23 protein-coding genes are annotated in these 26710 nt (G+C 53.4%); 10 read left to right on the forward strand and 13 right to left on the reverse strand.

Annotation, left to right across the window (positions count from 1 at the left end):
* The first annotated feature begins 172 nt into the window (after positions 1–172).
* Together ACUVOF_RS08195 and ACUVOF_RS08200 are read left to right on the forward strand one after the other, a co-directional pair.
* Positions 173–1420 (forward strand): ABC1 kinase family protein, encoded by a 1248-nt coding sequence (locus ACUVOF_RS08195; protein ID WP_447043883.1) that lies wholly within the window; start codon positions 173–175, stop codon positions 1418–1420.
* 71 nt (positions 1421–1491) lie between these two features.
* Positions 1492–3309, forward strand: a complete 1818-nt coding sequence (locus ACUVOF_RS08200; RefSeq protein WP_447043884.1) for an SEC-C metal-binding domain-containing protein — start codon at positions 1492–1494, stop codon at positions 3307–3309.
* A 19-nt stretch (positions 3310–3328) separates the two neighbouring features.
* On the opposite strand, the gene ACUVOF_RS08205 is transcribed toward ACUVOF_RS08200, so the two are convergent.
* Complete coding sequence (locus ACUVOF_RS08205) at positions 3329–4690, reverse strand: AmpG family muropeptide MFS transporter (protein WP_447043885.1); 1362 nt, start codon at positions 4688–4690, stop codon at positions 3329–3331.
* A gap of 123 nt (positions 4691–4813) precedes the next feature.
* On the opposite strand from ACUVOF_RS08205, the gene ACUVOF_RS08210 reads away from it, so the two are divergent.
* Together ACUVOF_RS08210 and ccoM are read left to right on the forward strand one after the other, a co-directional pair.
* Complete coding sequence (locus ACUVOF_RS08210; RefSeq protein WP_447043886.1) at positions 4814–5332, forward strand: FKBP-type peptidyl-prolyl cis-trans isomerase; 519 nt, start codon at positions 4814–4816, stop codon at positions 5330–5332.
* 124 nt (positions 5333–5456) lie between these two features.
* Entirely contained in the window at positions 5457–5612 is a 156-nt protein-coding gene (gene ccoM / locus ACUVOF_RS08215) for a cytochrome c oxidase subunit CcoM (RefSeq protein WP_447043887.1), read from the forward strand.
* A gap of 186 nt (positions 5613–5798) precedes the next feature.
* Here the strand turns inward: ccoM and ACUVOF_RS08220 are convergent, their stop codons facing one another.
* A complete protein-coding gene (locus tag ACUVOF_RS08220; RefSeq protein WP_447043888.1) occupies positions 5799–6356 on the reverse strand; it encodes a lytic transglycosylase domain-containing protein in 558 nt (185 codons plus the stop codon).
* 58 nt (positions 6357–6414) lie between these two features.
* Positions 6415–8133: a proline--tRNA ligase gene (locus tag ACUVOF_RS08225; RefSeq protein WP_447043889.1), complete on the reverse strand. Its 1719-nt coding sequence runs from the start codon at positions 8131–8133 to the stop codon at positions 6415–6417.
* A gap of 302 nt (positions 8134–8435) precedes the next feature.
* Between ACUVOF_RS08225 and ACUVOF_RS08230 the strand changes: the two genes are divergently transcribed.
* Entirely contained in the window at positions 8436–8870 is a 435-nt protein-coding gene (locus ACUVOF_RS08230; protein ID WP_447043890.1) for a hypothetical protein, read from the forward strand.
* Between the two features lie 106 nt (positions 8871–8976).
* On the opposite strand, the gene ACUVOF_RS08235 is transcribed toward ACUVOF_RS08230, so the two are convergent.
* Genes ACUVOF_RS08235 through ACUVOF_RS08245 form a run of 3 tightly spaced genes read right to left on the reverse strand, consistent with a single transcriptional unit; the run spans position 8977 to position 12070 of the window.
* Positions 8977–10392 (reverse strand): amidase, encoded by a 1416-nt coding sequence (locus ACUVOF_RS08235; protein WP_447043891.1) that lies wholly within the window; start codon positions 10390–10392, stop codon positions 8977–8979.
* The gene (gene nfo, locus ACUVOF_RS08240) at positions 10389–11264 is read right to left on the reverse strand and encodes a deoxyribonuclease IV (protein WP_447043892.1); all 876 of its coding nucleotides are present in this window, start codon (positions 11262–11264) and stop codon (positions 10389–10391) included. Before nfo ends, ACUVOF_RS08235 begins: the two co-directional genes overlap by 4 nt.
* Before the next feature lie 50 nt (positions 11265–11314).
* Positions 11315–12070 carry a glycerophosphodiester phosphodiesterase family protein gene (locus ACUVOF_RS08245; protein ID WP_447043893.1) on the reverse strand — a complete coding sequence of 252 codons (756 nt, stop codon included), beginning with the start codon at positions 12068–12070 and terminating at the stop codon, positions 11315–11317.
* 214 nt (positions 12071–12284) lie between these two features.
* Between ACUVOF_RS08245 and ACUVOF_RS08250 the strand changes: the two genes are divergently transcribed.
* From ACUVOF_RS08250 to ACUVOF_RS08270, 5 genes are all read left to right on the forward strand, one after another.
* Entirely contained in the window at positions 12285–13262 is a 978-nt protein-coding gene (locus ACUVOF_RS08250; RefSeq protein WP_447043894.1) for an NADPH:quinone reductase, read from the forward strand.
* A gap of 245 nt (positions 13263–13507) precedes the next feature.
* Complete coding sequence (locus ACUVOF_RS08255) at positions 13508–15445, forward strand: SLC13 family permease (protein ID WP_447043895.1); 1938 nt, start codon at positions 13508–13510, stop codon at positions 15443–15445.
* Positions 15446–15570: 125 nt separating this feature from the next.
* On the forward strand, positions 15571–16329 hold the full coding sequence (locus ACUVOF_RS08260) for a DeoR/GlpR family transcriptional regulator (RefSeq protein WP_113268413.1): 759 nt from the start codon (positions 15571–15573) through the stop codon (positions 16327–16329).
* A 153-nt stretch (positions 16330–16482) separates the two neighbouring features.
* Positions 16483–17970 carry a glycerol kinase GlpK gene (glpK, locus tag ACUVOF_RS08265; RefSeq protein ID WP_447043896.1) on the forward strand — a complete coding sequence of 496 codons (1488 nt, stop codon included), beginning with the start codon at positions 16483–16485 and terminating at the stop codon, positions 17968–17970.
* Positions 17971–18455: 485 nt separating this feature from the next.
* Positions 18456–18680 carry a hypothetical protein gene (locus ACUVOF_RS08270; RefSeq protein WP_447043897.1) on the forward strand — a complete coding sequence of 75 codons (225 nt, stop codon included), beginning with the start codon at positions 18456–18458 and terminating at the stop codon, positions 18678–18680.
* A 93-nt stretch (positions 18681–18773) separates the two neighbouring features.
* Here the strand turns inward: ACUVOF_RS08270 and ACUVOF_RS08275 are convergent, their stop codons facing one another.
* The 7 genes from ACUVOF_RS08275 to ACUVOF_RS08305 all read right to left on the reverse strand — a co-directional run bounded on the left by ACUVOF_RS08275 (position 18774) and on the right by ACUVOF_RS08305 (position 26654).
* Positions 18774–20417, reverse strand: a complete 1644-nt coding sequence (locus ACUVOF_RS08275; RefSeq protein ID WP_447043898.1) for a glycerol-3-phosphate dehydrogenase/oxidase — start codon at positions 20415–20417, stop codon at positions 18774–18776.
* A 124-nt stretch (positions 20418–20541) separates the two neighbouring features.
* Positions 20542–22308, reverse strand: a complete 1767-nt coding sequence (locus ACUVOF_RS08280; protein WP_447043899.1) for an ABC transporter substrate-binding protein — start codon at positions 22306–22308, stop codon at positions 20542–20544.
* A 92-nt stretch (positions 22309–22400) separates the two neighbouring features.
* Positions 22401–22673: a DUF2160 domain-containing protein gene (locus ACUVOF_RS08285; RefSeq protein ID WP_008956665.1), complete on the reverse strand. Its 273-nt coding sequence runs from the start codon at positions 22671–22673 to the stop codon at positions 22401–22403.
* A gap of 12 nt (positions 22674–22685) precedes the next feature.
* Positions 22686–23582, reverse strand: coding sequence for a carbohydrate ABC transporter permease (locus tag ACUVOF_RS08290; RefSeq protein ID WP_447043900.1), 897 nt, complete (start codon positions 23580–23582; stop codon positions 22686–22688).
* A 1-nt stretch (position 23583) separates the two neighbouring features.
* A complete protein-coding gene (locus ACUVOF_RS08295; protein ID WP_447043901.1) occupies positions 23584–24471 on the reverse strand; it encodes a carbohydrate ABC transporter permease in 888 nt (295 codons plus the stop codon).
* Positions 24464–25564, reverse strand: a complete 1101-nt coding sequence (locus ACUVOF_RS08300; RefSeq protein WP_447043902.1) for an ABC transporter ATP-binding protein — start codon at positions 25562–25564, stop codon at positions 24464–24466. The genes ACUVOF_RS08295 and ACUVOF_RS08300 overlap by 8 nt, the downstream gene beginning before the upstream one ends.
* Entirely contained in the window at positions 25557–26654 is a 1098-nt protein-coding gene (locus ACUVOF_RS08305) for an ABC transporter ATP-binding protein (protein ID WP_447043903.1), read from the reverse strand. Before ACUVOF_RS08305 ends, ACUVOF_RS08300 begins: the two co-directional genes overlap by 8 nt.
* Positions 26655–26710: the final 56 nt, after the last annotated feature.

Raw genomic sequence — 26710 nt, forward strand, 5'->3', positions numbered from 1 at the left:
TGGTAGCAGACGGCGCCTAGCATTGGCGCCAGCGGGAGCAGCGCAATAGAGTGATGCGATAAGTGGCTATTGCTGTTATTTTGTATAGATTATGTATAAATATTTTATTGATAGCAGCCGGTTTGATAGCCATGTGCTTGATAAACGCGTTGCTAGTTAAGGGGCGTCTACAATGCGCGATCGAGGCAGAACACGGCGTTTAATGGGTTTGGGCGCACGCACCGGTGGTGCGATGCTGAAAACACGGCTAGGCGGGCAGGCGGATTGGCGTGCGCTTGGCGAAGCGTTATTCGAAGGGCTTTCAGAGCTAAAAGGCCCTGCTATGAAACTGGCGCAGATCATGTCGCAGTGGGATGACTTGCTGCCTCCCGATCTTGCCGAAGAGCTTGCCCGCCTGCAGCGCCAGGCCGAGCCTATGCCCTGGCCGCGTATACGTGAAGCGTTGGAATTACAGTATGGCGACATTGACCACTATTTTAGTCAGATTGAAGAGCGCCCATTCGCCAGCGCCTCCATGGGCCAAGTTCACCGGGCGACGACCCACGAAGGTGAAACGATCGTTCTCAAGGTGCAGTACCCAGGCCTTGCCGACGTGTTAGAAAGCGACCTGATACAGGTGTATCGCATCATGCGCCTGGGTCGCTGGTTTAAAGTGCCGCAAGCACGGCTGGATGCGCTATTTGAGGAGCTTGCCGAAAGCCTGCGTGGGGAGTTGGATTATCACGCCGAGGCCGCTGCGCTTGCGCGCTATCGTGAACGTTATCAGGATGACCCGCGGCTGGTGATCCCCGAGCCGCTGCCCGCGCTTTCCGGCCAGCATGTGTTGGCCATGCGCTATGTCGCCGGTACGCCGCTGCGTGAGTTAGCCGATGCTGATGATGCGACGCGTCAGGGAATCGCTCAGGCATTGGCGGACTGGATTACGGAAGAGTTATTTACTTACGGTGAACTGCACGCCGACCCCCATGCGGGCAACTTCGCCGCCGATGCCGAAGGGCGGCTGGTGATTTACGATTTAGGGGCGGTCATCATTGTGCCGGAGGGACGTATTAACTCCATGATGCAATTGCTCGATGCGACGTTAAAACACGATGCCATGGGGATGGATGAAGCACTGATGCAAATGGGCGGTCGCCAGGGCCAGGGCGCGCCATTGGCGTTGTATCGCGAATCGGCTGAGTGTATCGCGCCGCTGTTTGCGCCAGGTGAGCAGGATTTCAGTGATGTGCGGGTGCACCGCCGGTTACGCGAACTAACCCCTAAAGTGTGGGCAGCGATGGACCGTTTGCAGCCGCCAGCGGATACACTGCTACTCTCGCGGGCGTTGAATGGCCATTATTGGAATCTGGTGCGTTTGGGGGCACGACTCGATATGCATAAGCGCACGCTACCACTGCTTCAGTGGGCACATAAACGATAAATTGATTGCCACTGCGGTGTTGTCGGCCTTCGTGATAAACTATGTCGCCTTTAAACACAGTGGAGACGGCAATGCTAGCGGTATGGGTCGATCAGCTGCTGGGATTTGCCTCCGGGGCACTCTCGGCAATCAGGCAGCAAGAACATTATCCGGACTTCATGACCTGGGTGCGCGCCAAAGGCGCAGACGCATTCGAAGGTGATGTGGCAATGGCCCAGGCGCTGGCGCCGGTGCTGTGGTCACAAACGCCGCTGGAACGGCTAAGTTTTGCCTGTGAGCCGCTGGCAACGCCGGGGCGTAATGAGCCATGCTGGTGTGACTCGGGGCGTAAATTTAAGCAGTGCTGCTATAAGGTTGAGTTTCCCACCGACATTCCCGACCAGATGATGTGGATGCTCTCGCTGCGTGAGTGGAAGGGTGCCACCCTGAAAGCTGCCCTGGATAGTCAGCAAGCGCCGCCGCAAGCATTGTTGGAAGCTGGCTTAATCGCGGCTGAGAGTGGCCAGACGGGGCGTGCTATGCAAATCCTTGAATCGCTGTTTGACGGCAGCGATTGGTCACGATTGCCCGAACAGGCCGAGCCAGCTTTTGAAATTCTGCTGGATATTTACCAAGAGCGTGGTTTTACCCGCAAGCGCGCCGACCTGCTTGACGATGTTATGGAGCGCGGGCCGATGTTTTTGCGCGGCGTCGCTCTTGAACGCCTGTGCTTGATGCATCTTGATAATGATGACTTGGATAGCGCCCGCGGTGCCTTTGTAAAAGCTCAGCAGGCGCTGCCTGACTCGCCCACCTTAGCTTATATCGAGGCCATGTTGCTGCTTCATGAAGGCCATGAGCAGGAAGCTAAAGAGCGCGCCAACTTCTGGTATCGCCGCTTGGTTCGTCAAGGAGAACTGGACGAAGACCAACTCGATTTCTTAGCTGCCCTGGCGGAAAACCCCGGCGCAACGCTTGCCGATCAACTGCTCAGTGCGGAGGAGGACCTGGCCACACCGCTGGTGTCGCTTCAGGCGCTACTGGCCGCGTTGCCTATTGCCCCCAAAATCAATATTCAAGCCGATCCTGACAGTGGCCGGCTGCTTTATAACACCAGTGCGCGTGAAGCGACGCTCTTTGCCGCCTGGCATGAGCAGTTTCAGGTATTGGTTGACGAAGACGTAGCGCTGGGGTTTCGCGATGATCCTTGGGGCAACGCGATTGAATGGATGTCGGCGCTCTGCGCGCATCCTGAGTGGCTGGATGCCCCGCAGGTAGTGCAAGATTTAACATTGGCGCTTACTAGCCGCTTTGGTAGCTTGCCGTGGATGGCACCCAGCCTGCTGGAGCCGCTGGCATTACGCCTTTCACGCTGGTTGGAACAGGCCCGCGCTGAAGGCGATGGCAACCTTTGCTGGGACGATGCTGATAACGCCATATTGCTACGCACCGGCTTGGCGCTAGTGGTGGGCATGGAGCGAGGCGCGCGTCAGCACTCCCGCGAGTTGGCCGAAGAGTTGCTGTTGATCGATCAGGAAGACAGCTTGGGGCTTCGCGAGCTGGTGTTGGACCAACTGCTGCGGGACGACCGTAATGAAGAAGCGCTCGCCTTGGTCGAAGAGAATGACGACGACGGTTCGCTGGTGCTTGGGTTGTTAATGGGCAAAACCCTAGCGCTCTATCGGTTAGAACAGCATGAGGCTGCTGAAACGGCGCTAGGCGATGCAGTTGGTCATAATCGCTACGCGTTGGAGCTGATTTGTGCCGAGAACCCAAGGCCCTCCATGCCCCATCCCGATGGTCAGGTAGACCCCGGCTCCCGGGCTGAAGCGTGGCAGTACCGCACGTTGATGCGCGACCAGTGGCGTACGACGCCAGGGGCCCTGGACTGGTTAGAAGCTCATCGCTAAGTTACCCCTTCAAGCTTGCTTAAGCAGGCTTGGGGGTCGGTACTAACTGCTGGTCTCGGCTGATCCAGATGGCTAAGACAATGGCGGGGATGCCCAGCAGCGTCGCAATGACAAAAAAGCTCGGATAGCCCTGGGCTGTAACCACCAACCCGCCAAAGCCGCTCAAAAATTTTCCCGGTAGCGTCATTAGCGACGAAAACAGCGCGTACTGCGTCGCGGTATAAGCCCTTGACGTAAGGCTGGAAAGAAAGGCGATAAACACCGCGCTGGCTAAGCCATTGGCGAGGTTGTCACCAATAATCGTGACCACCAGCATGGGAAGCTGGTTGCCCATGACGGCAAGGGCCGCAAACAGCAGGTTGGTCACCATCACCAACCCTGCACCGAAGATGAGCAAAGGGCCGATACCGTAACGCGCCACTAACAGCCCACCTAAGATTCCCCCCGCAATGCTCATTGCGATGCCAAATATATTGGTCACGTTAGCTATTTCTGCCAGCGAAAATCCCAGGTCGATATACAGCGGATTGGCCATGGAAGCCATGGCCAGGTCGCTAATTCTAAACACTGCAATAAAGACCAAAATCCATAGCGCCTTGACCCCGAAACGGCGAAAGAAATCGGTAAACGGGCACACCAGTGCGCCAATGCTCCAGGCACCCAAACGGCGTAAAATTTTGGGTTTACCTCGGCTGGCACGTATAAAGGCACGCACCTTGGGTTCGTGAATCAGTTGAATGGAGAGTGATGCACGCTTGGGTTCCGGACGCAGCAGGACGGTAAGTACACCAACGCTCATTAACGTCGCCATGCAGAGATAAGCTATATCCCAAGAGGCGGATGCCGCGATATACAGCGCCCCAGCGCCGGCAGCAAGCAAGCCACCGCGATAGCCAATGATATAAGTGGAAGCCATAGCGGCCTGGACGTTGTCATCAGCGGACTCGATGCGATAAGCGTCGATAGCAATATCTTGCGTCGCTGAACCAAAGGCCACGAGCAGTGCAAACAGGGCCACCCAGCCAAGATTCCCGACGGGGCTTAAGCCCGCCAGCCCTACCAACCCAGCGGCAATCGTCCCTTGCGCTAACAGCATCCAGCCGCGGCGTTGGCCAAAGGCGCGGGTCAGCAGTGGTAGTGCTAATCGGTCAACCACCGGCGCCCAGAAAAACTTGATCGAATAGAGCATTCCAATCCAGGCAAAAAAGCCAATCGCCGCGACTTCCACCCCATCGCTGCGCAGCCAAGCTGAGAGGGTTGAAAATACCAGTAGAAATGGCAGGCCTGCGGAAAACCCCAAAAAAAGCATGGTGATAACGGGCGCACGACAATAAATCGCCAGTGCAGCAAGCCAACTGCGCTGGGGGGTGGGGCTGGGCATTAAGCAAGACTCCTGGAAAGACGTTAGCGATGGCCAAGTGATAAGCTGAGGAGATGTTCTATTACAAAGTTCTATCACAAAGTTCTATCACAAAACCGACAGCTTACCGGAGAGGAGTTTTCCATGTCGATTACGGCGCATCAGGTAGTTACCTTGCACTATGTCCTCAGCGACGTGCTCAACGATGGCAGCAAGCAAGTACTCGATGATTCCCATGCACGTAACAAGCCATTGGAGTATCTTCACGGGCACGACAATATCGTGCCGGGGCTAGAGCGTGCACTTGCGGGCCAAACGACCGGGGCCGAGCTAAGTGTTCAACTAATGCCCGCCGATGCCTACGGTGTACGCAACGAGGCGCTGGTCCAAGAAGTGAGCCGCGGATCGTTTGGCAACGCTGAGTTGGCGCCAGGCAGTCGCTTTCAAACCGAAGGCGAAGCCGGGCCACAAATCGTGACGGTACTGGAAGTGGATGGTGACCGTGTCACCGTTGATACCAACCATCCCCTTGCTGGGCGAACACTTAATTACCAAGTAACGATTCTAGACGTGCGTGACGCCACCCGCGCCGAATTGGCAAAAGGTCATCCGCTGCCGCCGGGCACCGAGCATAGTAAGGTCGAAGATCGTAAGGTGCTTTAATGCGTGCGCTAGCCACGCTGATAATCGATAAAAATTGACCGATATCAATTTTCTAAGTAACCGCCTTTTCCCGCCACTCGTAACTTGATCTGGGTCAGCTTTCGACTGCGCTTTTGTGACTAGTATGAACGCATACATCACGGCGGGGGGAAGCACCATGTACTGGGATGACACCGTTATTTTTAGCTTGGTTACTGTCGCCCTGCTCATCGCTTTTATGGTGGGCTGGGTAGGCTGGGTGATTCGCGATCATTTACGTAAAGGTGAGCGTAAGAAGTAAGAAATAGCCAACTCATCTTGCGTCAACGTTGTCAGGGGAGGGGGTTTGCTCGACCAGTAAGCCTCCAGTTGCCAGCCCATTTGGGGCTGGCTTTTTTTGTTAGAGCGTAACGGCATTACCGCTCCTATCCTGCGATAAGCTTGATAAATAATGCCTATCGATAGGAACTGTGTTGGACTTTAGCGCTTAACGCAGCGTTGGTTGGCGCCAGGTATCTCGCCAGGCCCGCATGACTCGCTCCGGGTACCACGTTTCCCCCAAGCTGCCGTTATAACGCGCTAATGCACGGGTAAAGTCGCCGTTTTCGATCGCGAGGTAGTGCGCCAAAATCGTACAGCCATAGCGCAAATTGCGCGGTGGATGGGTTAAGTCGTCTATTGGCAGCCCTAACTCGCTGACCCAGAAGGGCATGATTTGCATTAAGCCGACAGCGCCTGCCGAGGAAATCGCATCTGCTTTAAAGGCACTTTCCACTTGAATTAAGGCTAGTATCAATTCGGGAGGTAAACCTGCCAGCCTGGCTTCTTGGTAGAGGTGCGTCAGTAGCGTCTGGCGCTCTGCAGCGTTATCCATAAAAAGCGCTAGCGCTGTGTCCATGCGTAAACGCCATTGGTGCGCTAGCCATTGCTGTTGAGCCGTTTGATGCTGCTGATTAACGGCTTCTAGGGTAGGGCGCAGGCCCGGCGGTAGCGGTTGTGCTACTGCCAGCCCTGCGTGTCCCAGCAAGAGCATGTTAAGCGTCATTGCAACGCTTAGCCACCGCCGCGCTATAACAATAGACTCAGCGGCTGCCTTGGCGAGTTTAGCGGGCCTTCTCAAGTAGGAAGTCGATAATTTGATCTGCAGACACCATCGTCGCTTCGCTATCCCGGCGACCTTTGTATTCCAGCTCACCGTTGTCCAGGCCCCGGTCGCCTATCACTAGGCGATGAGGAACGCCCATTAGCTCCAAGTCGGCAAACTTAACGCCGGGCCGGGTGTCTCGGTCATCCAGCAATACGTCTAAGCCAGCGGCGGTTAGCGCTTGGTAAAGACGCTCAGACTCTTCGCGAACACGCTGGGATTTATGCGCATTCATGGGTACCAGGGCCACTTGGAATGGCGCAATAGCGTTGGGCCAGATAATGCCCGATTCGTCGTGATTCTGCTCAATGGCGGCGGCAACCACACGGGTCACACCGATGCCATAGCAGCCCATCCACGGGTGGCTGGTCTTGCCGTTGTCGCCCAGCACGTTGGCGTTCATGGCTTGAGAATATTTTTGGCCAAGCTGGAAAACGTGACCGACTTCGATTCCCCGCTTGATAGAGAGCGTGCCTTGGCCATCTGGGGACGGATCACCTTCAACGACATTGCGCAGGTCGGCCACTTCGGGCAGGGCCACATCACGCTCCCAGTTAATGCCGAAATAGTGCTTGCCTTCAATATTGGCACCCGCGCCAAAGTCGCTCATCAGGGCAACGCTGCGGTCGGCAATAATGGGCATATCAAGGTTCACCGGACCAAGCGAGCCAAAGCCTGCACCGGTTGCTGCGCGAATTTCCTCTTCGCTACCCATGGTCAGCGGGGCCGCCACTTGCGGAAGGTTCTCAGCTTTTACCTCGTTCAGCTCATGATCGCCGCGTACCAATAGAGCAATCAGGCCACCCTCGGCGGCACGCACGATCAAGGTCTTCACCGTTTTCTCAATCGTTAGATCAAACTGCTCAACCAGAGTAGCAATAGTTTTAGCGTTAGGTGTATCTACCAAATGCATCTCTTGGGTAGGCGCTTCGCGCTGTACGTCGCTGCCCAGCGGAGCAGGCAACGCCTCGGCTTTTTCCATATTGGCCGCGTAGCCCGAAGAGGTGGAGAACACAATATCGTCTTCGCCCGAATCCGCAAGCACGTGGAATTCATGTGAGCCGGTGCCGCCGATGGAGCCGTTGTCGGCGATAACCGGGCGAAAGTCGAGTCCTAAACGCGTGAAAATGCGCGTGTAGGCGTCATACATATCTTGGTAAGTCTGTTTCAGCGAGGCTTCATCAAGGTGGAAGGAGTAAGCGTCCTTCATAATGAACTCACGTGAACGCATGACCCCAAAACGCGGGCGAATTTCGTCGCGAAATTTCGTCTGAATCTGATAGAAATTGACCGGTAATTGCTTGTAACTGGCGATCTCTTTGCGAACAAGATCGGTAATGACTTCTTCGTGGGTCGGGCCGACACAGTAATCGCGGTCGTGGCGATCTGTTAAGCGCAAAAGCTCAGGGCCGTACTGCTCCCAACGGCCAGACTCCTGCCAAAGCTCAGCCGGCTGCACAGCAGGCATCAATACTTCTTGCGCGCCGGCACGGTTCATTTCTTCGCGCACAATGGCTTCTACTTTGCGCAATGTGCGCAGGCCAAGCGGCAGCCACGTGTAAAGCCCTGATGTTAAACGACGGATCATCCCGGCGCGGAGCATTAGCTGATGGCTAATGACTTCGGCGTCGGCCGGGGTTTCTTTCAGAGTGGCAATCAATAATTGGCTGGCGCGCATGGGACGAGTATTCCTGGGTGCGTGTTTGTTAAATAAGTTTTTAAGAATCGTTTTTTGAAATCGTTTTTAAATCATAGCTAAATAGCGATGCTTACCATCAGGGCGATGCCCCGTAGCGTTGAATGATGCCATTGTACGGCCTCGTGGTTAAAGCGGCAAAATAGAGTGGTTTGTAAACTACCTGCGCTTTCAGATGACTGTGTTAAACTGAGTGAGCTTTAAGGCGCGTTAGTCGGTACCAGGATTGGTCGGGACAAAAAAATAGACTGACTACCGTTTCTTTACATCTTGAGGGAACCTTCATGCATCAAGCCGTTCGTCGCTGGTTGACAGGCGCCGTAGTGGGCGTCTCCATTGTGTCACTGAGTGGTTGCGGTACGCTTTTTTATCCTGAGCGCAAAGGCCAATTGAGCGGTGATATCGATCCGGTTATCGCAATCGCCAACGGGGTGGGGTTGCTGTTTTTTATTGTACCTGGCGTGATCGCCTACGCCGTGGATTTCTCTAATGGCACTATCTATTTACCCGGTCGTAATAGCGCCTCAATAGATGCTCACCAATTAGACGACGCTATGGATGTAGCTTCCCTGGAAAAACTGTTATCTGAGAAGGCCGGTCAACCGGTGAGCCTAGAAAGCGAATTGGTCATGATCGAAGAAATGGACAATCTCGATGAAGCGCTTGCCATGGTGCGTATGTCGGGCATATGGGATGAAGAGAAGCTTTCAGCAATGTAATACCGGTATTAATTGCAAAAATAGCATCGTTCTCAAAAAACAGTACTGATCACAAAAAACCAGCCAAGCGTAAAGCTTGGCTGGTTTTTTCCATCCTGAGCAAGCATTAAGCAGGCTGGGCGGCATTAGGTGCACTGGGAAACCGCGGTGGGTGCGCTTCCATATAGGCATGACAGGCGCGCAGAACACGAACATCATCGTACTTACCACCTGCGAGCTGAAAGCCCACCGGTAAACCGTTTTCGGTGAATCCACAGGGCACCGATGCGGCGGGTTGCTGGCTAAGGTTAAAGGGGTAGCTAAAGGGTGCCCACTCTTCCCAATCCCGCATGTTGCTGCCTGGGGGAACTTCGTGGTTAATTTCAAACGGTGAGATAGCCACCGAGGGGGTCATTAGCAAATGATACTCTTGGTTGAAATGCTCCAGGCGCTGCGTTAATTCTGCACGATCGGCCCAGGCACGAAACAGCTCAACCGCTTTCCAGGGTTCCGCTTCTCGGGCATTGGTGACCATGCCTGGGTCCAGAAGTGTGCGCTGATGTTGATTCATTTGTGACCACTGCTCTAACGAGGCGGTAAACCAAAGCTTGCGGAAAGTCTCCAGCGGGGACAAAAAACCTGGGCTCACTTCGATCACTTCAGCGCCCAATGCCTCTAGCCTACCTGCCGCTTCGCGCACGCGTTCAGCGATCTGCGGATCTACCTTGGCATAACCAAGATCAGCGGAGTAACCAATCCTTAATCCGGCTAGACCTTTATCGAGGTCCACTCCCCAGCAATCCGGCTGCCCGCGCGTGGCGTAGGGGTCACGGTAATCGTAGCGGCCTATCACGTTCAGCATGCTGACGGCATCGCGCACGGTGCGGGTTAATGGCCCTAGATGTGAAAGGCTGGGTTCTTTCGCGGGCGGCCACTGGGGTGTCCAGCCGTAGGTCGGCTTAAAGCCAAATACCCCGGTGAAAGCGGCAGGAATGCGAATGGAACCACCTGAGTCGCCTCCCTGGTGTAGCACTCCCATATTGAGCGCTGCAGCCACAGCGGCACCGCCTGAAGAACCACCCGACGTTAAGCGCGTATCCCAGGGGTTGGCCGTAGCGCCAAAGAGGCGGTTATCGGTGACCGCTTTCCAGCCGAATTCGGGCGTGTTGGTTTTGCCCAGTATCACTGCACCTGCTTCGCGTAGCATACGTGCTGGGGGCGCATCGGTATCGCATAACGCGTCAGACGAAGTAAGCGACCCTTCGCGACAGGGCATGCCCGCCACTTGGGTCAAATCTTTAAGTGATACCGGAATGCCATCGATGGGACTGAGCGGTTTTCCTTCGCTCCAGCGCCGGGTTGAAGCGCTTGCCGCTGCCTCTGCGCCGTCAGCATCTACATAGACATAGGCATTAACCGCTGGATTGAAACGCGCAATTCGCTCCAGCGCTGCGCGGGTTGCTTCAATTGGGGAGGTGCCTCGGCTTTTAAACAAGCGAGCTAAGGACTGGGCATCCAAACTACCGAGATCGGTATCGCTCATTGCACACTCCTTAGGTGGGTGGGATCTGCTTCGGTCGCTTGAGCGCGCAGCCAGCTAATTTCCTCAGCCCATATGTCGGGTTCGATCGTTTCTAAAATCATGGGAATGCCGCTAATCCGCGCATCTTGCATGATAGTAGTAAAAGCAGGCAGGCCGATGTTGCCTTTCCCTAGGCTATGATGGCGATCAACCCGGCTGGCAAAGTCGCTCTTGGCGTCATTTAAGTGCATGCCGCGTAAGTACTCAAACCCCACCACATTAGCGAATTCATCTAGCGTTGCTTGTGTAACGTGGGCGCTGCGCAGGTCATAGCCTGCTGCAAAGGCGTGGCAGGTATCAATGCATACGCCAACGCGGGTTTTATCGTCTACGTGCTCAATGATCTCGGCCAAATGCTCGAAGCGCCAGCCTAGGTTAGTGCCTTGCCCAGCGGTATTCTCAATCACTGCGGTAACACCACTGGTATGCACAAGCGCTTCATTAACGGACTCGGCAATACGTTTCAGGCAGTCGCTTTCGCTGATTTTGTTTAGGTGGCTACCAGGGTGAAAGTTGAGCAGAGTCAGGCCAAGCTGCTCGCAGCGCTGCATTTCATCAAGAAATGCCGCCCGAGACTTGTGCAGGCCTTCCTGTTCAGGGTGGCCAAGGTTGATCAGATAACTATCGTGGGGCAGGATCTGCTCCGGCGCGAAGTTACGCTCAGCACAGGCGTCACGAAACGCTTGAATAGCCTCATCGGTGAGTGGTTTACCCTGCCACTGGCGCTGATTTTTGGTGAACAGTGCAAAGGCATTGGCGCCAATTTCTACCGCCCTTTGAACGGCTTGGTCTGCGCCACCCGCAGTGCTCACATGGGCTCCTAGGTACTTCACGGTAGATTATTCCTTGTCATTTATTTGAACATATTGAGCATTTGCATCGATCAATGGCTATCTAAAAAGCGTTTGAACGCGGCGGGCTCGTCTGTGATCACACTGGCGATGCCCCACGCCCAGCGGCTGTGAAATGCGCTCGGGTCATTGGCGGTGTAGCACAATATTTGGTAACCATCGCGCTGCATGGCATCCGCTTGAGCACGTTTCAAACGTGGCCAGTCGGGGTGCACGCTGAAAGCCTCAATGGCTTCACACTGCGCTCGCCAGTTTTTGGGTACGCTGCCAAACAGTACCCCTAGTGCCAAGCGCTCTTTGCTTGCAAACTGACGGCAGTGGGCAAGAGCGCTGGCATTGAAGGAGGAGATAATCAGCCGCTCGGGAGGCAGCGTATCCAGCATCTCTGGCAGGGCGCGCTCAACCAACGCAATAGGGTCGCGGCCTTTGTTGACTTTGATCTCCATGTTGACGCCCATTTCCAACTCGTTAAGCAGCGCTAGCATGGCCTCTAAGCTGGGCATTTTTTCACCCGCAAAGCTATCGCCAAACCAGCTGCCTGCATCCAGCGTTTTTGCCGTCGCCCAATTCAGGGAAGCGAGATTGCCTCGCCCGTTTGAACAACGCGCCACATCGGCGTCGTGCCAAATGACCGGTGTGCCGTCACCCAGTAGTTGTACATCCAATTCTACCCATGTGGCTCCCGCTTGGTGGGCGGTGCGCACCGCTGCCAAGGTGTTTTCAGGGGCAGCGGCAGAGTAGCCGCGGTGGGCGATCAGCGCAGGAACTTGAATAGCGGGATGCGTCATGACAAATCTCTAAGCCCTAGACGATAAAAGAGACATAATTCTAGCATGGGTGCATGACAGCGGGATTTCATCCACTCCTGGTCCTAAGACCAATATTCAAGTCCAGCAACAGACGCTAGCGTGCTAGCTTGATTTATAGCCCCTGACGCGCTTGTATAGCAGCACCTATTGTCATGGCTATCATTAACAAGCCGAATAAAGAAAGGAAACCTTAATGTCTCAGCGTATCCAGTTTGCTCGTACCGGCGGTTCTGATGTTCTCGAACTGGTCGACGTTACGCCCGCTGAACCCGGCCAGGGTGAGGTGCGTATTGCCAATCAGGCCGTTGGCCTTAATTTTATTGATATTTATGTCCGTACCGGGCTTTATCCTGCGCCCTCTATGCCTTCCGGGCTAGGCACCGAAGGCGCCGGGGTGGTCGATGCCGTTGGTGCGGGTGTCACGCACTTAAACGTTGGTGATCGTGTGGCCTATGCCCAAGGACCGTTGGGTGCCTATGCAGCACTTCACACACTGCCTGCGGCTAAAGTGGTCAAGCTCCCTGATTTCGTCGATTTCGAGACGGCGGCGGCCAGTATGCTCAAGGGCCTGACCGTGCAGTATCTGCTGCGCCAAACTTATGAACTGAAAGGCGGAGAAACCATTCTGTTTCACGCAGCTGCGGGTGGGGTGGGATCGATTGCCTGTCAGTGGGCGAAGTCGTTGGGCGTTAAGCTGATTGGTACCGTTAGTTCGCAGGAGAAAGCAGACCTTGCGATGGCTAACGGCGCTTGGGCAACGATCAACTACAGCGAAGAGAGCGTGGTCGAGCGTGTGCGTGAGCTAACTAACGGCGAAATGTGCGATGTCGTGTATGACTCAGTAGGTAAAGACACCTGGGAAATGTCGCTGGATTGCCTAAAGACCCGCGGGCTTATGGTGAGCTTTGGTAACGCCTCTGGACCGGTCGAGGGCGTCAATATCGGCATTCTCAACCAGAAAGGCTCTCTTTTTGTAACCCGCCCCAGCCTTAACGGCTACGCTGATACCCGCGAGCGCTTGGAAATGATGAGTAATGACTTTTTCGCCATGCTTGAAAGCGGCAAAATCAAAATAGATATCGCCAATCGGTACCCGTTAGCAGAAGCAGGCAAAGCTCAAGACGCCGTGCAAAGCCGCAAAACCACCGGCTCCACCATTCTCTTGCCATAGTCAGTGGGTTGTATCCGAAATTTCTCACTCGCTTAGGCTCTTTAATAGCTCGGCAATGCCGGGCTTTTTGTTGGTAAAGTCTATAGAAATATAGAGTTTAAGGGCATACAGGGGCTAAGGGTATTCAGGGGCTATACGTGTGTATAGTAATCGCCTAATGTGCAGGGCGATGATCATGCTGTGAGCGTGTTGTGCACCAATAATATGTTGCCCCTATCAAGCGGCGGCCAGGGAGTAGGAAAAGGATGTCTGCTGAGGACTTAAGTGTTGAAAGTTCAGGCGCCGATGGTACAGGTGTTGAGACACTGAATATCGAAACGATAGATCTCGGATGGTTGGCGCTAACACCAAGTACATTAGTGTTTATTGTGCTTGGATTAACACTCGTCGCCTTTGTCTGGGGCAGGTTTCGCTACGATTTAGTCGCTTTGTCAGCGCTTCTGGGATCAGTCATGTTGGGGCTGGTGCCAGCCGAAGAGGCCTTCACCGGTTTTGGCCACCCGGCGGTGATTACCGTTGCCGCAGTACTGGTACTCAGCCGTGGCTTTGAGCGTTCCGGTGTGGTCGATATTATCGCCAAACAAGTACTCAAAGTGGGTGAGAACCTGCTGCTTCAGTTACTAGTGTTGGTGGGTACCGTCGTATTGCTCTCGGGTATTATGAACAATGTCGGGGCTTTGGCGTTGCTGCTGCCGGTGGCCATGCGGCTTGCCCGTGAACATAACACCTCGCCTTCTTTACTGCTAATGCCACTAGCATTTGGCTCCTTGCTGGGTGGTTTGACGACCTTAATAGGTACCCCACCCAATATCATTATTTCCAGTTATCGCCGTGATGTGACCGATGAAGCATTTAGCATGTTTAGCTTTGCTCCGGTCGGCATTGCGGTAGCGCTGGCGGGATTGGCGTTTATTGTGCTGGTGGGCTGGCGCTTCACGCCAAAGCGAAGCGGCCAAGCATCGACTGACGAAATGTTCGATACCGCCAACTATTTAGTCGAATTGAAAGTGGGTGAAGAGTCGAAAGCCAAAGGCTTGACGCTTCAGCAACTGCGCGATGAGCTGGACGAAACGATTCCCGTATTAGCGGTCGTGCGCGATGACAACCGTCGCGCTGGCTATAACTTCCACGGGGCCTTGGAAGAGGGCGATATACTGCTGTTAGAAGCAGGACCCGACGAGCTGCAAATGCTGGAAGACAAAGTGGGGCTTAGCGCAGTTGCAGAATTAGAAGAAGCGCCGGATGATGTCGAAAACCCCGTCCGTGACGACGCCGATAAGGCGAAAAAGGAAGGTGCCGCACAAGATCACCAGCCGGTGGATACTGAGGGCCTGCAACTGATAGAGGCTGTGGTTCGTAATGATTCCATGATGATCAACCGCAGCGTGCGACAATTACGCTTAAACCATCAGTTTGGGCTGCACTTGGTAGCGGTTGCCCGGGATGGTGGACGTTTGAAACAACGCTTGCGCGATATCCGCTTTAAAAATGGTGACGTTTTGTTGCTTCAGGGCAATGAAAAAGAAATTTCAGAGAGTTTGGCCTCACTGGGGTGTCTACCGCTGGCTAACCGTGAGTTGCATCTGGGACAGCCGCGTAAACTGGTGTTGTCCATCGCCATTTTTGCATTAGCGATCATGGCCATGCTGTTTGATTTACTCCCGGCCGCAGTGGCTATGAGCACCGCCGCATTGATTTCGCTACTGATTGGCGTGTTGCCATTGCGCGAAGGTTATCAAGCCATTGATGGCCCAGTGCTTGTGCTGTTAGCTGCGATGATACCCGTCGGTGAGGCGCTGGAAACGAGCGGCGGTGCGGATTTGATCGCCGATGTGCTGCTACGGTTTGGCAGCGACTGGCCAGTGGTGGTCACCATGGTCGGGCTGTTTCTACTTTCCATGCTGCTTTCTAACGTGGTCAACAACGCAGCGGCGGCGCTGCTAATGGCGCCTATTGCGTCAAGCTTAGCCAATGGTTTTGATGTCTCGCTTGATCCGTTCTTGATGGTGGTCGCTGTTAGCGCTTCTTGTGCGTTTTTAACCCCAATCGGTCACCAATCGAATACGCTGGTATTAGGGCCTGGTGGTTATCGGTTCGGCGATTATTGGAAGTTGGGACTGCCGCTTTCACTAGTGGTGCTAGCTGTCGCTATCCCTCTCATTCTTACGGTATGGCCGCTTTAAAGCAGAATGACACGGCTTGGCCTGTGCGTTTGATATCTGACGTATTAGTTGATAAGTGCTATTAGGTTTCGAAAATTTTGCTAGATTATGTTGAGATATCAATGAAAATCGAACAGGCCGTGCTTATGAATCAACAATTTCGTCAGGATGCCATTGTCGAGCTAGTCCGTCAGCATGGCTATATGAGCATCGAGCAGCTCACCGATCATTTTGCGGTAACTCCCCAAACCATTCGTCGCGATTTGAACACCTTGGCCGATGAAGGGCGGGTTCGCCGGGTGCATGGCGGTGTGGGGATTGAGTCGAGTACGGTGAATACTGCCTACAGCACGCGCAAGTCGCTCCATTTGGAAGAGAAAGAACGCATTGCCCGCTGTTTGGCTCAGCACATACCTAACCACTCCTCGCTGTTTATTAACATCGGTACCAGTAATGAAGTGATTGCCCAGGCGTTATTAGAACACCAGGGCCTTGAGATCATTACTAATAACCTTAATGTTGCGGCCATCTTGCAGCATAAAGAGGACTTTACGGTGATCATCGCTGGTGGTCAGGTGCGCTCTCGTGACGGGGGGATCATAGGGGAAGCCACTATCGACTTTATCAACCAGTTTAAAGTGGATTATGGCATTATCGGTATCAGCGGTATTGACGAGGATGGGTCGCTGCTGGAGTTCGATTACCAGGAAGTACGCGTCGCCCAAGCGATTATTGCTAATTCGCGGCGCATTTATTTGGCAGCCGACTATTCTAAGTTCCACCGTAATCCCGTCGTCCGGCAAGGCAATCTGGAACAGTTGGATGCGCTATTTACCGATCGCAAACCTCCAGAAGCGATTCAGCGCTTGCTCAATCAGCACGATGTGGCGCTCTATATTGCCTAGTCTCACTGTCGTTCAATATCTCAGCCAAGCCCTCAATAGGTTGGGTAGCAGTTTCATCCTTGAGCATTGTGGGCAGCTGGAGTAGCCTTGGATCATAATAAAGCGAAAGCAAGTATATAAAACCGAAAGCTCAAACAACAAAGCGAACTTGTTATGTCCTCTTTTATACTCGCCGTTGATCAAGGTACCACCAGCTCGCGGGCCATTCTCTTTAACCGCCAAGGCCAGGTTACTGCGGTAGCCCAGCAAGAATTTACCCAGCATTTCCCCCACGATGGCTGGATTGAACACGACCCAGAGGATATTTGGGAAACGGTGGTGGCGACCTGTCGGGACGTCATGCATAAAGCTGAAATTAGCGCTGATCAAATTGCTGGTATTGGTATCACCAACCAGCGTGAAACCACGCTTCTGTGGGATAGAAAAACGGGGAAGCCACTCTATAACGCCATCGTCTGGCAGGATCGTCGCACGTCGGATTTGTGCCAAGCGCTGAGAGACGAGGGGCATACCGATACTGTTCAAGCAAAAACAGGCCTGCTGATTGACCCCTATTTCTCGGCGACTAAGCTTGCCTGGATGTTAGAGAACGTACCGGGCGCACGAGAGCGAGCCGAACAAGGCGAACTCGCTTTCGGCACGGTAGATAGCTTTTTAATCTGGCGGTTAACCGGTAGCCAGCAGCACGTGACTGATGCGACCAATGCGTCTCGTACGGCGCTGTTCAATATCCATACTCAAGAGTGGGATGAAGAGTTACTGACGCTTTTTAACATACCCGCGAACCTGCTGCCCGAGGTGAAAGACTCCAGCGATGATTTTGGTACCACCGAAGCACACTGGCTGGGCGCTGCGTTGCCGATTGCTGGGGTAGCCGGGGATCAGCAGGCCGCGTTAGTCGGACAGGCGTGTTTTCAGCCGGGAATGGGTAAGAGCACCTACGGCACCGGCTGCTTTATGATCGTGAACACCGGTGAAACGCCGTCGCTCTCGCGAAATCGATTACTGACCACGATTGGTTACCGGCTAAACGGCAAGCCAACCTACGCAATGGAAGGCAGCATTTTCGTGGCGGGGGCGACAGTACAGTGGTTGCGCGATGGTTTAAACCTGTTTGCCGATGCGTCAGAAACCGAAGCGTTAGCCCAGGAAACGCGCAGCGGCCACAGTGTTTATCTCGTACCCGCCTTTACTGGCTTAGGCGCGCCGCACTGGGATCCGAAAGCACGTGGCGCTATTTTTGGTTTAACCCGCGATACGGGTATTGCGGAAATAGTCGCGGCTGGACTGCAGGCGGTGTGCTACCAAACCCGCGATCTGCAGCACTGTATGAACGATGATATGGAAGCGCCGCCGGGTAATTTGCGGGTCGACGGTGGTATGGTGAAAAACAGCTGGTTGATACAGTTTCTTGCCGACATGCTAGGTGTGCAGGTAGATCGGCCCACCATTTTGGAAACCACTGCGCTGGGCGCTGCCTATCTGGCGGGGCTGCGTTTAGGTTGGTATCAAACCCTGGAAGAGATCGAACAACTGTGGCGCTGTGAGAAAAGCTTTATACCAGCAATGGAGGAAGCCACTCGTGAGCAGCTTTATCAGGGCTGGTTGGATGCGGTTTCCAGAGTCCGTTCCCACCCCTAGGTTTTTCGTACACAACCAGGTTAATCGACTTTAGCCCACTAGTAAGTTACGCAACTTCTTCTTACTCTATGGCGGCCAATTAACGATTGGTCGCCATATTTGCGCTTTTAGCGCCCCTTATGAAAGTCTTTAACATCTTTAGTGCTTAATAAGCGCTTATGTAGTCGAGTTACAACCACCCGTGCTGCCAATGACGCATTGTGAGCTTTCCCGCTGTGACCCATAGTGAAGTCATGGATCAGGAGGGTGTTTCGTTATCCCGAGCCACTGAACTGATCCCTGCTACAGAACCCTAGCACTCCAGTATTACCCAAGTGCTAAAGGCGAAGGTCTTGTAACGCTTGTGACCGTTTCGCAGTTACCGAACTGGGCACTTATCCGGCCCAGCATGAGTAGCAACGTCACCATTCGTCGTTAATTAAGATGGCTGCTTTAAAACCGATGGTCGGTTGGGCAGCGGATGGCCATACCATGAGGTATTACTAATGAACTGCATCGAACTGAGCCAACAAGCCGACAGTATTGCCAGCTCTTTCAGCAAGCAAGATCTCGCCAGACTAGTGGTGGCGCTGAAAGGTAACCGTGAGTCGCTACAACATGCTGTCGAAGTTATCGATACCGTGGATAGCCGCTCAGGCTACACATTGGAAGAAGCTTGGGACGAAGTACTGGCTGGGGATTCTCAGCTACGCATTGAAGACGAAGAATAGAGCAAGAAATTGGTTAATTAGAAACTAGTTAATGTATGAAACCACTATTAGCCCCCTCGTTGAGTTGAGGGGGCTTTTTAGTTTAATAAACGATTAAGCATTTGCCACTGGCGTAAAAGGCTGTGATGTGTCCCTGTTTTGTTTAAAGTAATTGTTAAAGTGCTCATCCGCATCGTCGCCAAATAACACTCGACAAGCCTCTTTCAAGCCATTTGATTGGCGTAACTGCTCATGATGAACCACCAACGAGACTTTGGCACGGCGGCGTAGAAAGTCTTCAAGCTGGGTGATCATCTCATGGTCGCGGGCATGCTCAAGCTCGCAGCGAATATATTCGGTGCCTTCAATTAAAATTTCGCCTTGCGCAGGGTCCTGGCGTATTTTCTCAAGCATCGGTAAGGCTTGATCGGCGTAGCGCCGCCACAGCCGGGTGGAAAGCAGCTCCGATGAGGTAGAGGCTGTCATGGCATCCAGGTTCATACGCTTGGCTTGATCCATAAACTGCTGTTTCACGGGCTTAGCAGGTTCTCCGTACCAGTGAAAATTGGGATCTGATAGGGTAACGCCCAGACGGCTAACTTCTTCAGCAATCTCATCGCCAACATTCAAACAGTCGGTTAGCTTGCCGCCAAAGATGCTGATATGGGCACTTTCGGTATTGGTATCGACCACGTGCTTGCGCGAGAGCTGAAGAAAGTCGCGGTCATTGCCCTGGTCATCTTTGATCGCTAACGGACGTACGCCGCAACGGGTTGAAATAATGTCCCCCTGAGTGAGTGGTTTATCCAATGTCAGTCGTTTATTGATGTTCTCCAGTACAAAGGCGATATCATCGGCGGTAACGTCGACCTCGGGGTTCTCCATATGGGTATCGGTGGTGCCGATGCAGGTACGATTACCCATGGGTATAACAAAAAACAGACGGCCATCGTCGGCAAAAAATGCCAGCACCCGCTGAGAGTCAGTTAGTTGAGGGACGATGAGGTGAATGCCTTTGGAATAAAGATGATGATGGGTGGTTTTTTGGCCGGTTAGCTCATTATGTTGATCGACCCAAGGCCCCGCAGCATTGATAAGTACCTTGGCTTTGATATCGAAAGTACTGCCGTCCATCACGTTGCGTGCCTTGGTTACCCATAAGTCACCCTTGCGCTCAGCGCCGAGCGATTCGACGTAGTTAGCGGCAATTGCCCCATAGTTAAGCGCTTGGCGAACAAAGTTAAATACAAAACGTGCGTCATTATCGTGGAGATAGGCATCAGAATACTCGAAACCGCCGACGGCCCCCTCAACATCAATAATCGGTTCTTCTTGCTTGATTTTTAACGGCGAGAGCAAACGCGGTAGCTTGGTGAAGCCGTTGCCCATCAGCCAGTAAAGCCAGGTGCCCGCCCACAGGTAACGTGGCGAATGGCGGAAACCTTTTGAAATAGTGGTCAGGAAGCGAATTTCCTGTACCGTTGAAGGGTAACTCTTTATCAGGTGATTGCGGCTTTTACAGAGCTTGCGAACCAGTGAAAAATCCTTGCTTTCCATGTATTTAATGCCTCCCCACACCAGGTTAGAGGAGTGCATGCTAGTGCTGCCAGCGAAGTCGCCACGATCAATCAATGCGACTTTTGCGCCTTTTCCTGCCAATGCCGCTGCTGTGGCTGCGCCATTAATGCCGCCCCCGATAATAAGCGCATCAAAGGTATCGGTAGGTAGTTTTTCAATGTTTCGATTTCGCAGTTTCATAGCGGATCCAATTAACCAATAAATAGCCCGGCTGCAGTGGGTGTTGTCTTTTTTGCTCTGGCATACCGCCAATGAAACCCTTGGCAGGGCAGGCGGTTGCCCGCCCTGCAAGCTTGTCTATTGGTTACTCTTGGCGCGAACCAGCTTCCATCCAGGCTTTCATCATTTCATCGTAAGGAACGGTAGTGCCTTGCGGCATTTCGTTATCCAGTTTGGCTTTTGGCGCGCCTTCCTGGTCCAGCCAATACTGAGGGTCGCGCTCTTCGTTAAGTACTGGAGCGTAACTATCGAAGACGTTGGCACGGGCCAGACGATTCATCGTGCTGTCTAAGTCTGCCGCCAGCTTATCGAGACCCTCTTGTGGCGATACTTCACCACTCATGACCGGTGCCAGGTTCTGCCACCACAAGGGGGCCATGCGTGGGTAATCAGGTACGTTGGTGCCGGTGGGGGTCCAGTTAGACTCGTTGGGGCTGCGATAGAACTCTACTAAACCGCCAAGCTTAGGTGCCATTTCGGTCATTTGTTCTGAGAAGATGTCAGACTCACGAATTGGCGTTAGACCGTGCATTAGTTTTTCCAGTGATACCGTTTTAGACACGGTGAACTGACCGAACAGCCATGCCGCGGTGCGACGATCTTCCGGCGTCGAGTCAAAGAATGTCCATGCCCCTACGTCCTGGTAGCCAACTTTCATGCCTTCTTCCCAGTAAGGGCCGGTGGGCGAAGGCGCCATGCGCCAGAGCGGATTGCCTTCATCGTCGGTCACTGCAACGGCGGGGTCGGTCATGTCAGCGGTAAAGGCGGTGTACCAGAAGATTTGTTGAGCGATATGGCCTTGCGCGGGCACAGGGCCTGCTTCACCAAAGGTCATGCCCTGGGCTTCTTCAGGTGCGTAGTTGCTTAGCCAATCCACTGCTTTTTGCATCGCAAACACAGAGGCTGGAGAGTTAGTGGCACCGCCACGGCTAACGCTAGCGCCTACCGGCTGGCTGTCTTCGTTAACGCGAATACCCCAATCATCCACCGGGTTGCCGGAGGGGACGCCTTGGCTACCCATGCCCGCCATAGAGAGCCAGGAGTCATGGAAGCGCCAACCCAACGAAGGGTCACGGCGCCCGTAATCCATATGGCCGTATACCTTGGTACCGTCGATTTCACCCACGTGCTCGGTGAAGAACTCGGCGATATCTTCATACGCCGTCCAGTTTGTGGGAACTCCTAGGTCGTAGCCGTAAATTTCACGGAACTGTTCCTGGAGGTCTTCGCGCTGGAACCAGTCATGGCGGAACCAGTAAAGGTTAGCGAATTGCTGGGTGGGCAATTGATAGATGCTGCCATCCGGCCCGGTGCCGTATTGCAGGCCGATAAAGTCATCCAAATCGAGAGTGGGCAATGTGTAGTCGGCCCATTCGTTCTCCATCGCCTCGGAAAGGTTGATTGTAGTGCCATAACGGATATGCGTGCCGATGGCGTCGGTATCGTTGACGAAACCGTCGTAGATACTGTTGCCCGACTGCATCTGGTTTTGCATGGTGTCCACGACATCGCCTTCACCAATGATGTTGTGGGTCAGGTTGATACCGGTAAGCTCACTGAAGGCTTCCGCCAGCACTTCACTTTCATACACGTGAGTCGTTAAGCCTTCGGCAACGGTTTGGATATCCATACCTCGAAAGGGCTCGGCGGCCTTGGCAAACCACATCAGCTCTTCGATCTGCTCTTCGCGGCTCAGGGTGGAGTTTTGGAAGTGCTCGTCGACCAGCCGTTCAGCGATGGCTCGGGTGTCCTGCTCCTGCGCTGACAGCGTACCCGATGCCAGCAACAAGCCGGCGGCGAGGGTTGTCAGTTTGAATTTAATCAGTTTGGCTTTATTGTCGTGCTTTTGCATGGTGACCTCGTTTTGTTGTGTTCTTCCATGATGGCTTGGCCGTCCTTGATACCGATTAACCGCTGGTGAGATTTTTTAAAGCCCCTTACGAGCTAGCCCCAGCGCATTAAAACCAGCAGCCATACGGCTGATACCGCTAGTGCTATCCAAATGGATAATGAAGTGAAACCAATCACTCCCAGGTGGATAAAGGCCGCCGAGAGTAGGCCGATAAACAGCCGATCTCCGCGGGTGGTGGCAATGGGTAAAAACCCTTTGCGCTCAATGGTGGGCGACAAAATCTCCCATATCGTCATACCTGCCAGCATGGCGGCAATGGATGAAAAGAATATGGCGGTGGGCATTGTCCATACCATCCAAGACATAGTGTGCTCTCCTCAGGTACGGCCCAGGGCAAAGCCCTTGGCGATATGGTTACGAACGAAATAAACCACCAGGATGCCGGGAATAATGGTCAGTACACCGGCGGCGGCTAAGGTACCCCAATCAATCCCAGAAGCCGTCGAAGTGCGGGTCATGATCATGCCGATAGGTTGGGCATCGGTCGCGGTCAGGGTGCGGGCCAGTAGTAGCTCCACCCACGAGAACATGAACAGGAAGAATAACGTGACGCCGATCCCGGAGCGGATCATCGGGATGAAAATCTTGACGAAAAAGCGCGGAAAGCTATAGCCGTCGATATAGGCCGTTTCATCAATTTCTTTGGGGACGCTGCTCATGAAGCCTTCCAAAATCCAAATCGCCAGCGGAATATTGAACAGGCAGTGAGCCAGCGCGACGGCAATGTGGGTATCGAAAAGACCTACCGAGTAGTAGAGCTGAAAGTAGGGCAGCAAAAAGACGGCGGGGGGGGCCATTAAGTTGGTCAGCAGCCAGAAGAACAGGTGCTTGTCGCCGATAAAGGTATAGCGGCTGAAGGCGTACGCGGCCGGTAACGCCACGCAGATAGTAATCAGCATATTCATGGCCACGTAAAGCATCGAATTGACGTAGCCCATGTACCAACTTGAATTGGTGAAGATGCCGATGTAGTTATCAAAAGTAAGGTTCTGGGGCCACAGCGTCATGGAACCTAGAATTTCGCTATTGGTTTGTAACGACATATTGATCAGCCAGTAAATGGGCAGAATCATTAGCGCCAGATAAAGGCCAAGCAGGATGCGCGAGCGCCAGTGGGCACGGGCAGTGCGGTTGCGCCGTTTAGCGGGAGAAATTTTGCTAAAAATCGTATTGTATTTCTCGCCACGCTGGGTGTTTTCGAGTTGATAGCTCATGTTAGGCACCTCCGTGCGGGGGCTTGTCTTTCTGCATGTTCATGATGGTGGTATAGAACACCCAGCTCACCAGCAAAATGACGAGGAAGTAGATAAGCGAAAACGCTGCAGAAGGGCCTAAATCCTGCTGGCCGATCGCCATGGTGGCCAGCGATTGACTTAAAAAGGTCGTAGAGCTGCCGGGTCCGCCGCCGGTCAGTACAAAGGGCTCGGCGTAGATCATAAAGGAGTGCATAAAGCGCAGGAGTACGGCGATAACGAGTACGTTGGTAAGCTTGGGCAATTGGATATAGCGAAACACTGCCCACTTTGAGGCACGATCGATACGCGCAGCCTGATAGTAAGCTTCAGGGATCGAGCGCAATCCGCTGTAACAAAGCATTGCGACCAGCGGTGTCCAGTGCCACACATCCATGAGTACGATCGTTACCCAGGCGTCGCTGGCATTGCCTGTGATATTGTAATCAATGCCTAACTCGCGTAGTCCCCAGCCCATTAAGCCGATATCGCCACGGGTAAAGATTTGCCAGATACTGCCGACGACGTTCCACGGAATCAGCAGCGGCAGTGTGATTAATATCAGCACCGCCGAGGCCTGCCAGCCACGTTTGGGCATGATCAGCGCAATACCGATTCCCAGCGGAATCTGGATAGCGAGAATAATCAGCGAGAACGAAATTTGGCGTAGAAACGCTGCTTGCAGCGCCTCATCGTTGAGCATGGTTTTAAACCACTCGGTACCGGTAAAAAAGCTAGCGTTGGGACCGAGTACGTCCTGCACTGAATAGTTGACCACTGTCATTAATGGGATAACGGCAGAGAAAGCCACCAATATCAGCATGGGAAGCACCAGCAGCCACGCTCTGTTGTTGGGTACTTTGTTATTCATGGCTGGTCTCCACTAAATATTCATCGATATAGAGCGCTAACTTTGCATTATCGAACTCAGCAAATGCCGCTTCGCCCAAGGGCGGATGTCCCTCAGGGAGTCGAGCCTTAAAGGTTTGTCCATTAAGTGAGAAAGTCACCAGGGAGTAGGTGCCTAGGTCTTGCACGCTGACGACCTGGATCGGCACGCTTTCGGCAGTCGGGCTCGTGGAGATCGCAATAAATTCCGGGCGGATGCCCAGCTTAATATTGCTGGACGTCGCTGTAGCAACCGCTCTTCTTAGCTGAGCGTTAATCGGTAGGGGCTGGGCACCGAACATTACCTGATTGGCTTGGTGCTCCACAGCCATAAAATTCATACCGGGGCTGCCAATAAAGTAACCCACAAAGGTATGCGCAGGCCGTTCGAACAGCTCCCTAGGCGTGCCGAATTGAACCACTTGACCGTCATACATCACGGCAATTTTATCCGCGAAGGTAGAGGCCTCCAGCTGATCGTGAGTCACGTAGATCATGGTGATGTTGAAGCGCTCGTGGATCTCTTTGAGCTTACGGCGCAATTTCCACTTGAGCTGCGGATCGATAACGGTCAGTGGTTCATCAAATAGGATGGCCGTTACGTCATCGCGTACCAGGCCACGCCCCATGGAGACTTTCTGCTTCTCATCGGCGGTGAGGTTTTTCGCTTTGCGGTCTAATAGCGGGGTTAGCTCAAGAATGTCGGCAACTTCGAGTACCTTGGGCTTTACCCGGTACTCGGGGGTGTTCATATTGCGTAGCGGGAAGGCTAGGTTGTCGAACACCGTCATGGTGTCGTAGATCACCGGAAACTGAAAAACCTGGGCAATATTGCGTTCTTCAGGCGGTAGCTCGTTAACGCGGTGGCCGTCAAAAAGTACGTCACCTTCCGAGGGTTCAAGCAGGCCGGAAATAATATTCAGAAGGGTCGATTTACCACATCCCGATGGACCTAATAACGCATAGGCGCCGCCCTGGTGCCACACGTGGTCCATCTGGCGAATGGCGTAATCTGCTGCACCCTTGGGTGTCTTTTCATAGGAGTGCGCCAGGCCCTTTAAAGTGATCTCAGCCATGGGCAGCTCCTCCCTGACGGGCAGGAATATGTACCGTATGTCCCTGCTTGTCGAAGGCGTAAAGTTGATGGGTGGGGAAGTAAACTTTCAAAGGTTCGTTAACATTAAACTGGTGAATGCCGGCTAAATGTAGCACTAGCGGAAAGCGCTCATGGTGGACATGCAGAAAGGTTTCAGAGCCGCTAATTTCTGCCACGTCCACATGGACATCCAGCGCCAAATCATCGGCCTGTTGCGGCTGCAGTGTTAGATGCGATGCCCGTACGCCGAAGTCATAGTCTCCCGGTTCCAAGCGTTTTAGCTTTTCGTCGCAGGGGAAGTGCAGCGTTTGATCGAAGGTGATCTCGGTGTCGGTCAGCTGGCCTGGAACGATATTAATGGGCGGTTCGGAAAACATTTCAGCGCTGAAGCGACCGTTAGGTTCCCGATAAACCTGTTCGGTAGGGCCGTACTGAAGCAACTTGCCCTCATGAAGTACTGCTGTATTGCCGCCCAGTGCTAACGCCTCATTAGGTTCCGTCGTGGCATAAACGGCAATGCAGTTACGCGCTTTAAACAGGTCCCGCAGCTCATCGCGTAGCTCTTCGCGGAGTTTGTAATCCAAGTTGACTAGCGGCTCATCAAACAAGATTAAGTCGGCATCTTTGATCAATGCACGGCCCATAGCGGTGCGCTGCTGTTGACCGCCCGATAATTCTTGAGGGTAGCGTTTCAGCAAATGCTCGATATGCAGCATTTCGGCAATTTCGCCAACGCGTCTATCAATGTCACTTTTGGGGTGCTTGGCCAGTTTCAAAGGTGACGCAATATTGTCGTAAACAGTGAGACTGGGGTAATTGATAAACTGCTGATAAACCATCGAGACATTGCGTTTACGCACGGAGACGTTGGTGACGTCTTTACCATCCATGATGATTTTGCCGCGGGTAGGGGGCTCAAGCCCTGCCATCAGACGCATGAGAGTGGTTTTCCCGGCCAGCGTACGCCCAAGCAGTACATTAAAAGAGCCCGGTTCAAGCGCAAGGTCTATCCCACTGATATGAGGCACACCGTTAACGATGTGATCGATATTTTGCAGATGTAAGGACATGCCGATCTCGCTAGCGTCATTGTTATTGGAAATAGCTTTATTGGAAATAGCGATTG

Source organism: Vreelandella sp. H-I2 (genome assembly GCF_052959335.1).

Coding starts and splice junctions, on each gene's coding strand:
- ACUVOF_RS08195 (WP_447043883.1), top strand. CDS start 173: ATGCGCGATCGAGGCAGAACACGGCGTTTAATGGGTTTGGGCGCACGC.
- ACUVOF_RS08200 (WP_447043884.1), top strand. CDS start 1,492: ATGCTAGCGGTATGGGTCGATCAGCTGCTGGGATTTGCCTCCGGGGCA.
- ACUVOF_RS08205 (WP_447043885.1), bottom strand. CDS start 4,690: ATGCCCAGCCCCACCCCCCAGCGCAGTTGGCTTGCTGCACTGGCGATT.
- ACUVOF_RS08210 (WP_447043886.1), top strand. CDS start 4,814: ATGTCGATTACGGCGCATCAGGTAGTTACCTTGCACTATGTCCTCAGC.
- ccoM (WP_447043887.1), top strand. CDS start 5,457: ATGAACGCATACATCACGGCGGGGGGAAGCACCATGTACTGGGATGAC.
- ACUVOF_RS08220 (WP_447043888.1), bottom strand. CDS start 6,356: ATGACGCTTAACATGCTCTTGCTGGGACACGCAGGGCTGGCAGTAGCA.
- ACUVOF_RS08225 (WP_447043889.1), bottom strand. CDS start 8,133: ATGCGCGCCAGCCAATTATTGATTGCCACTCTGAAAGAAACCCCGGCC.
- ACUVOF_RS08230 (WP_447043890.1), top strand. CDS start 8,436: ATGCATCAAGCCGTTCGTCGCTGGTTGACAGGCGCCGTAGTGGGCGTC.
- ACUVOF_RS08235 (WP_447043891.1), bottom strand. CDS start 10,392: ATGAGCGATACCGATCTCGGTAGTTTGGATGCCCAGTCCTTAGCTCGC.
- ACUVOF_RS08245 (WP_447043893.1), bottom strand. CDS start 12,070: ATGACGCATCCCGCTATTCAAGTTCCTGCGCTGATCGCCCACCGCGGC.
- ACUVOF_RS08250 (WP_447043894.1), top strand. CDS start 12,285: ATGTCTCAGCGTATCCAGTTTGCTCGTACCGGCGGTTCTGATGTTCTC.
- ACUVOF_RS08255 (WP_447043895.1), top strand. CDS start 13,508: ATGTCTGCTGAGGACTTAAGTGTTGAAAGTTCAGGCGCCGATGGTACA.
- ACUVOF_RS08260 (WP_113268413.1), top strand. CDS start 15,571: ATGAATCAACAATTTCGTCAGGATGCCATTGTCGAGCTAGTCCGTCAG.
- glpK (WP_447043896.1), top strand. CDS start 16,483: ATGTCCTCTTTTATACTCGCCGTTGATCAAGGTACCACCAGCTCGCGG.
- ACUVOF_RS08270 (WP_447043897.1), top strand. CDS start 18,456: ATGAACTGCATCGAACTGAGCCAACAAGCCGACAGTATTGCCAGCTCT.
- ACUVOF_RS08275 (WP_447043898.1), bottom strand. CDS start 20,417: ATGAAACTGCGAAATCGAAACATTGAAAAACTACCTACCGATACCTTT.
- ACUVOF_RS08280 (WP_447043899.1), bottom strand. CDS start 22,308: ATGCAAAAGCACGACAATAAAGCCAAACTGATTAAATTCAAACTGACA.
- ACUVOF_RS08285 (WP_008956665.1), bottom strand. CDS start 22,673: ATGTCTTGGATGGTATGGACAATGCCCACCGCCATATTCTTTTCATCC.
- ACUVOF_RS08290 (WP_447043900.1), bottom strand. CDS start 23,582: ATGAGCTATCAACTCGAAAACACCCAGCGTGGCGAGAAATACAATACG.
- ACUVOF_RS08295 (WP_447043901.1), bottom strand. CDS start 24,471: ATGAATAACAAAGTACCCAACAACAGAGCGTGGCTGCTGGTGCTTCCC.
- ACUVOF_RS08300 (WP_447043902.1), bottom strand. CDS start 25,564: ATGGCTGAGATCACTTTAAAGGGCCTGGCGCACTCCTATGAAAAGACA.
- ACUVOF_RS08305 (WP_447043903.1), bottom strand. CDS start 26,654: ATGTCCTTACATCTGCAAAATATCGATCACATCGTTAACGGTGTGCCT.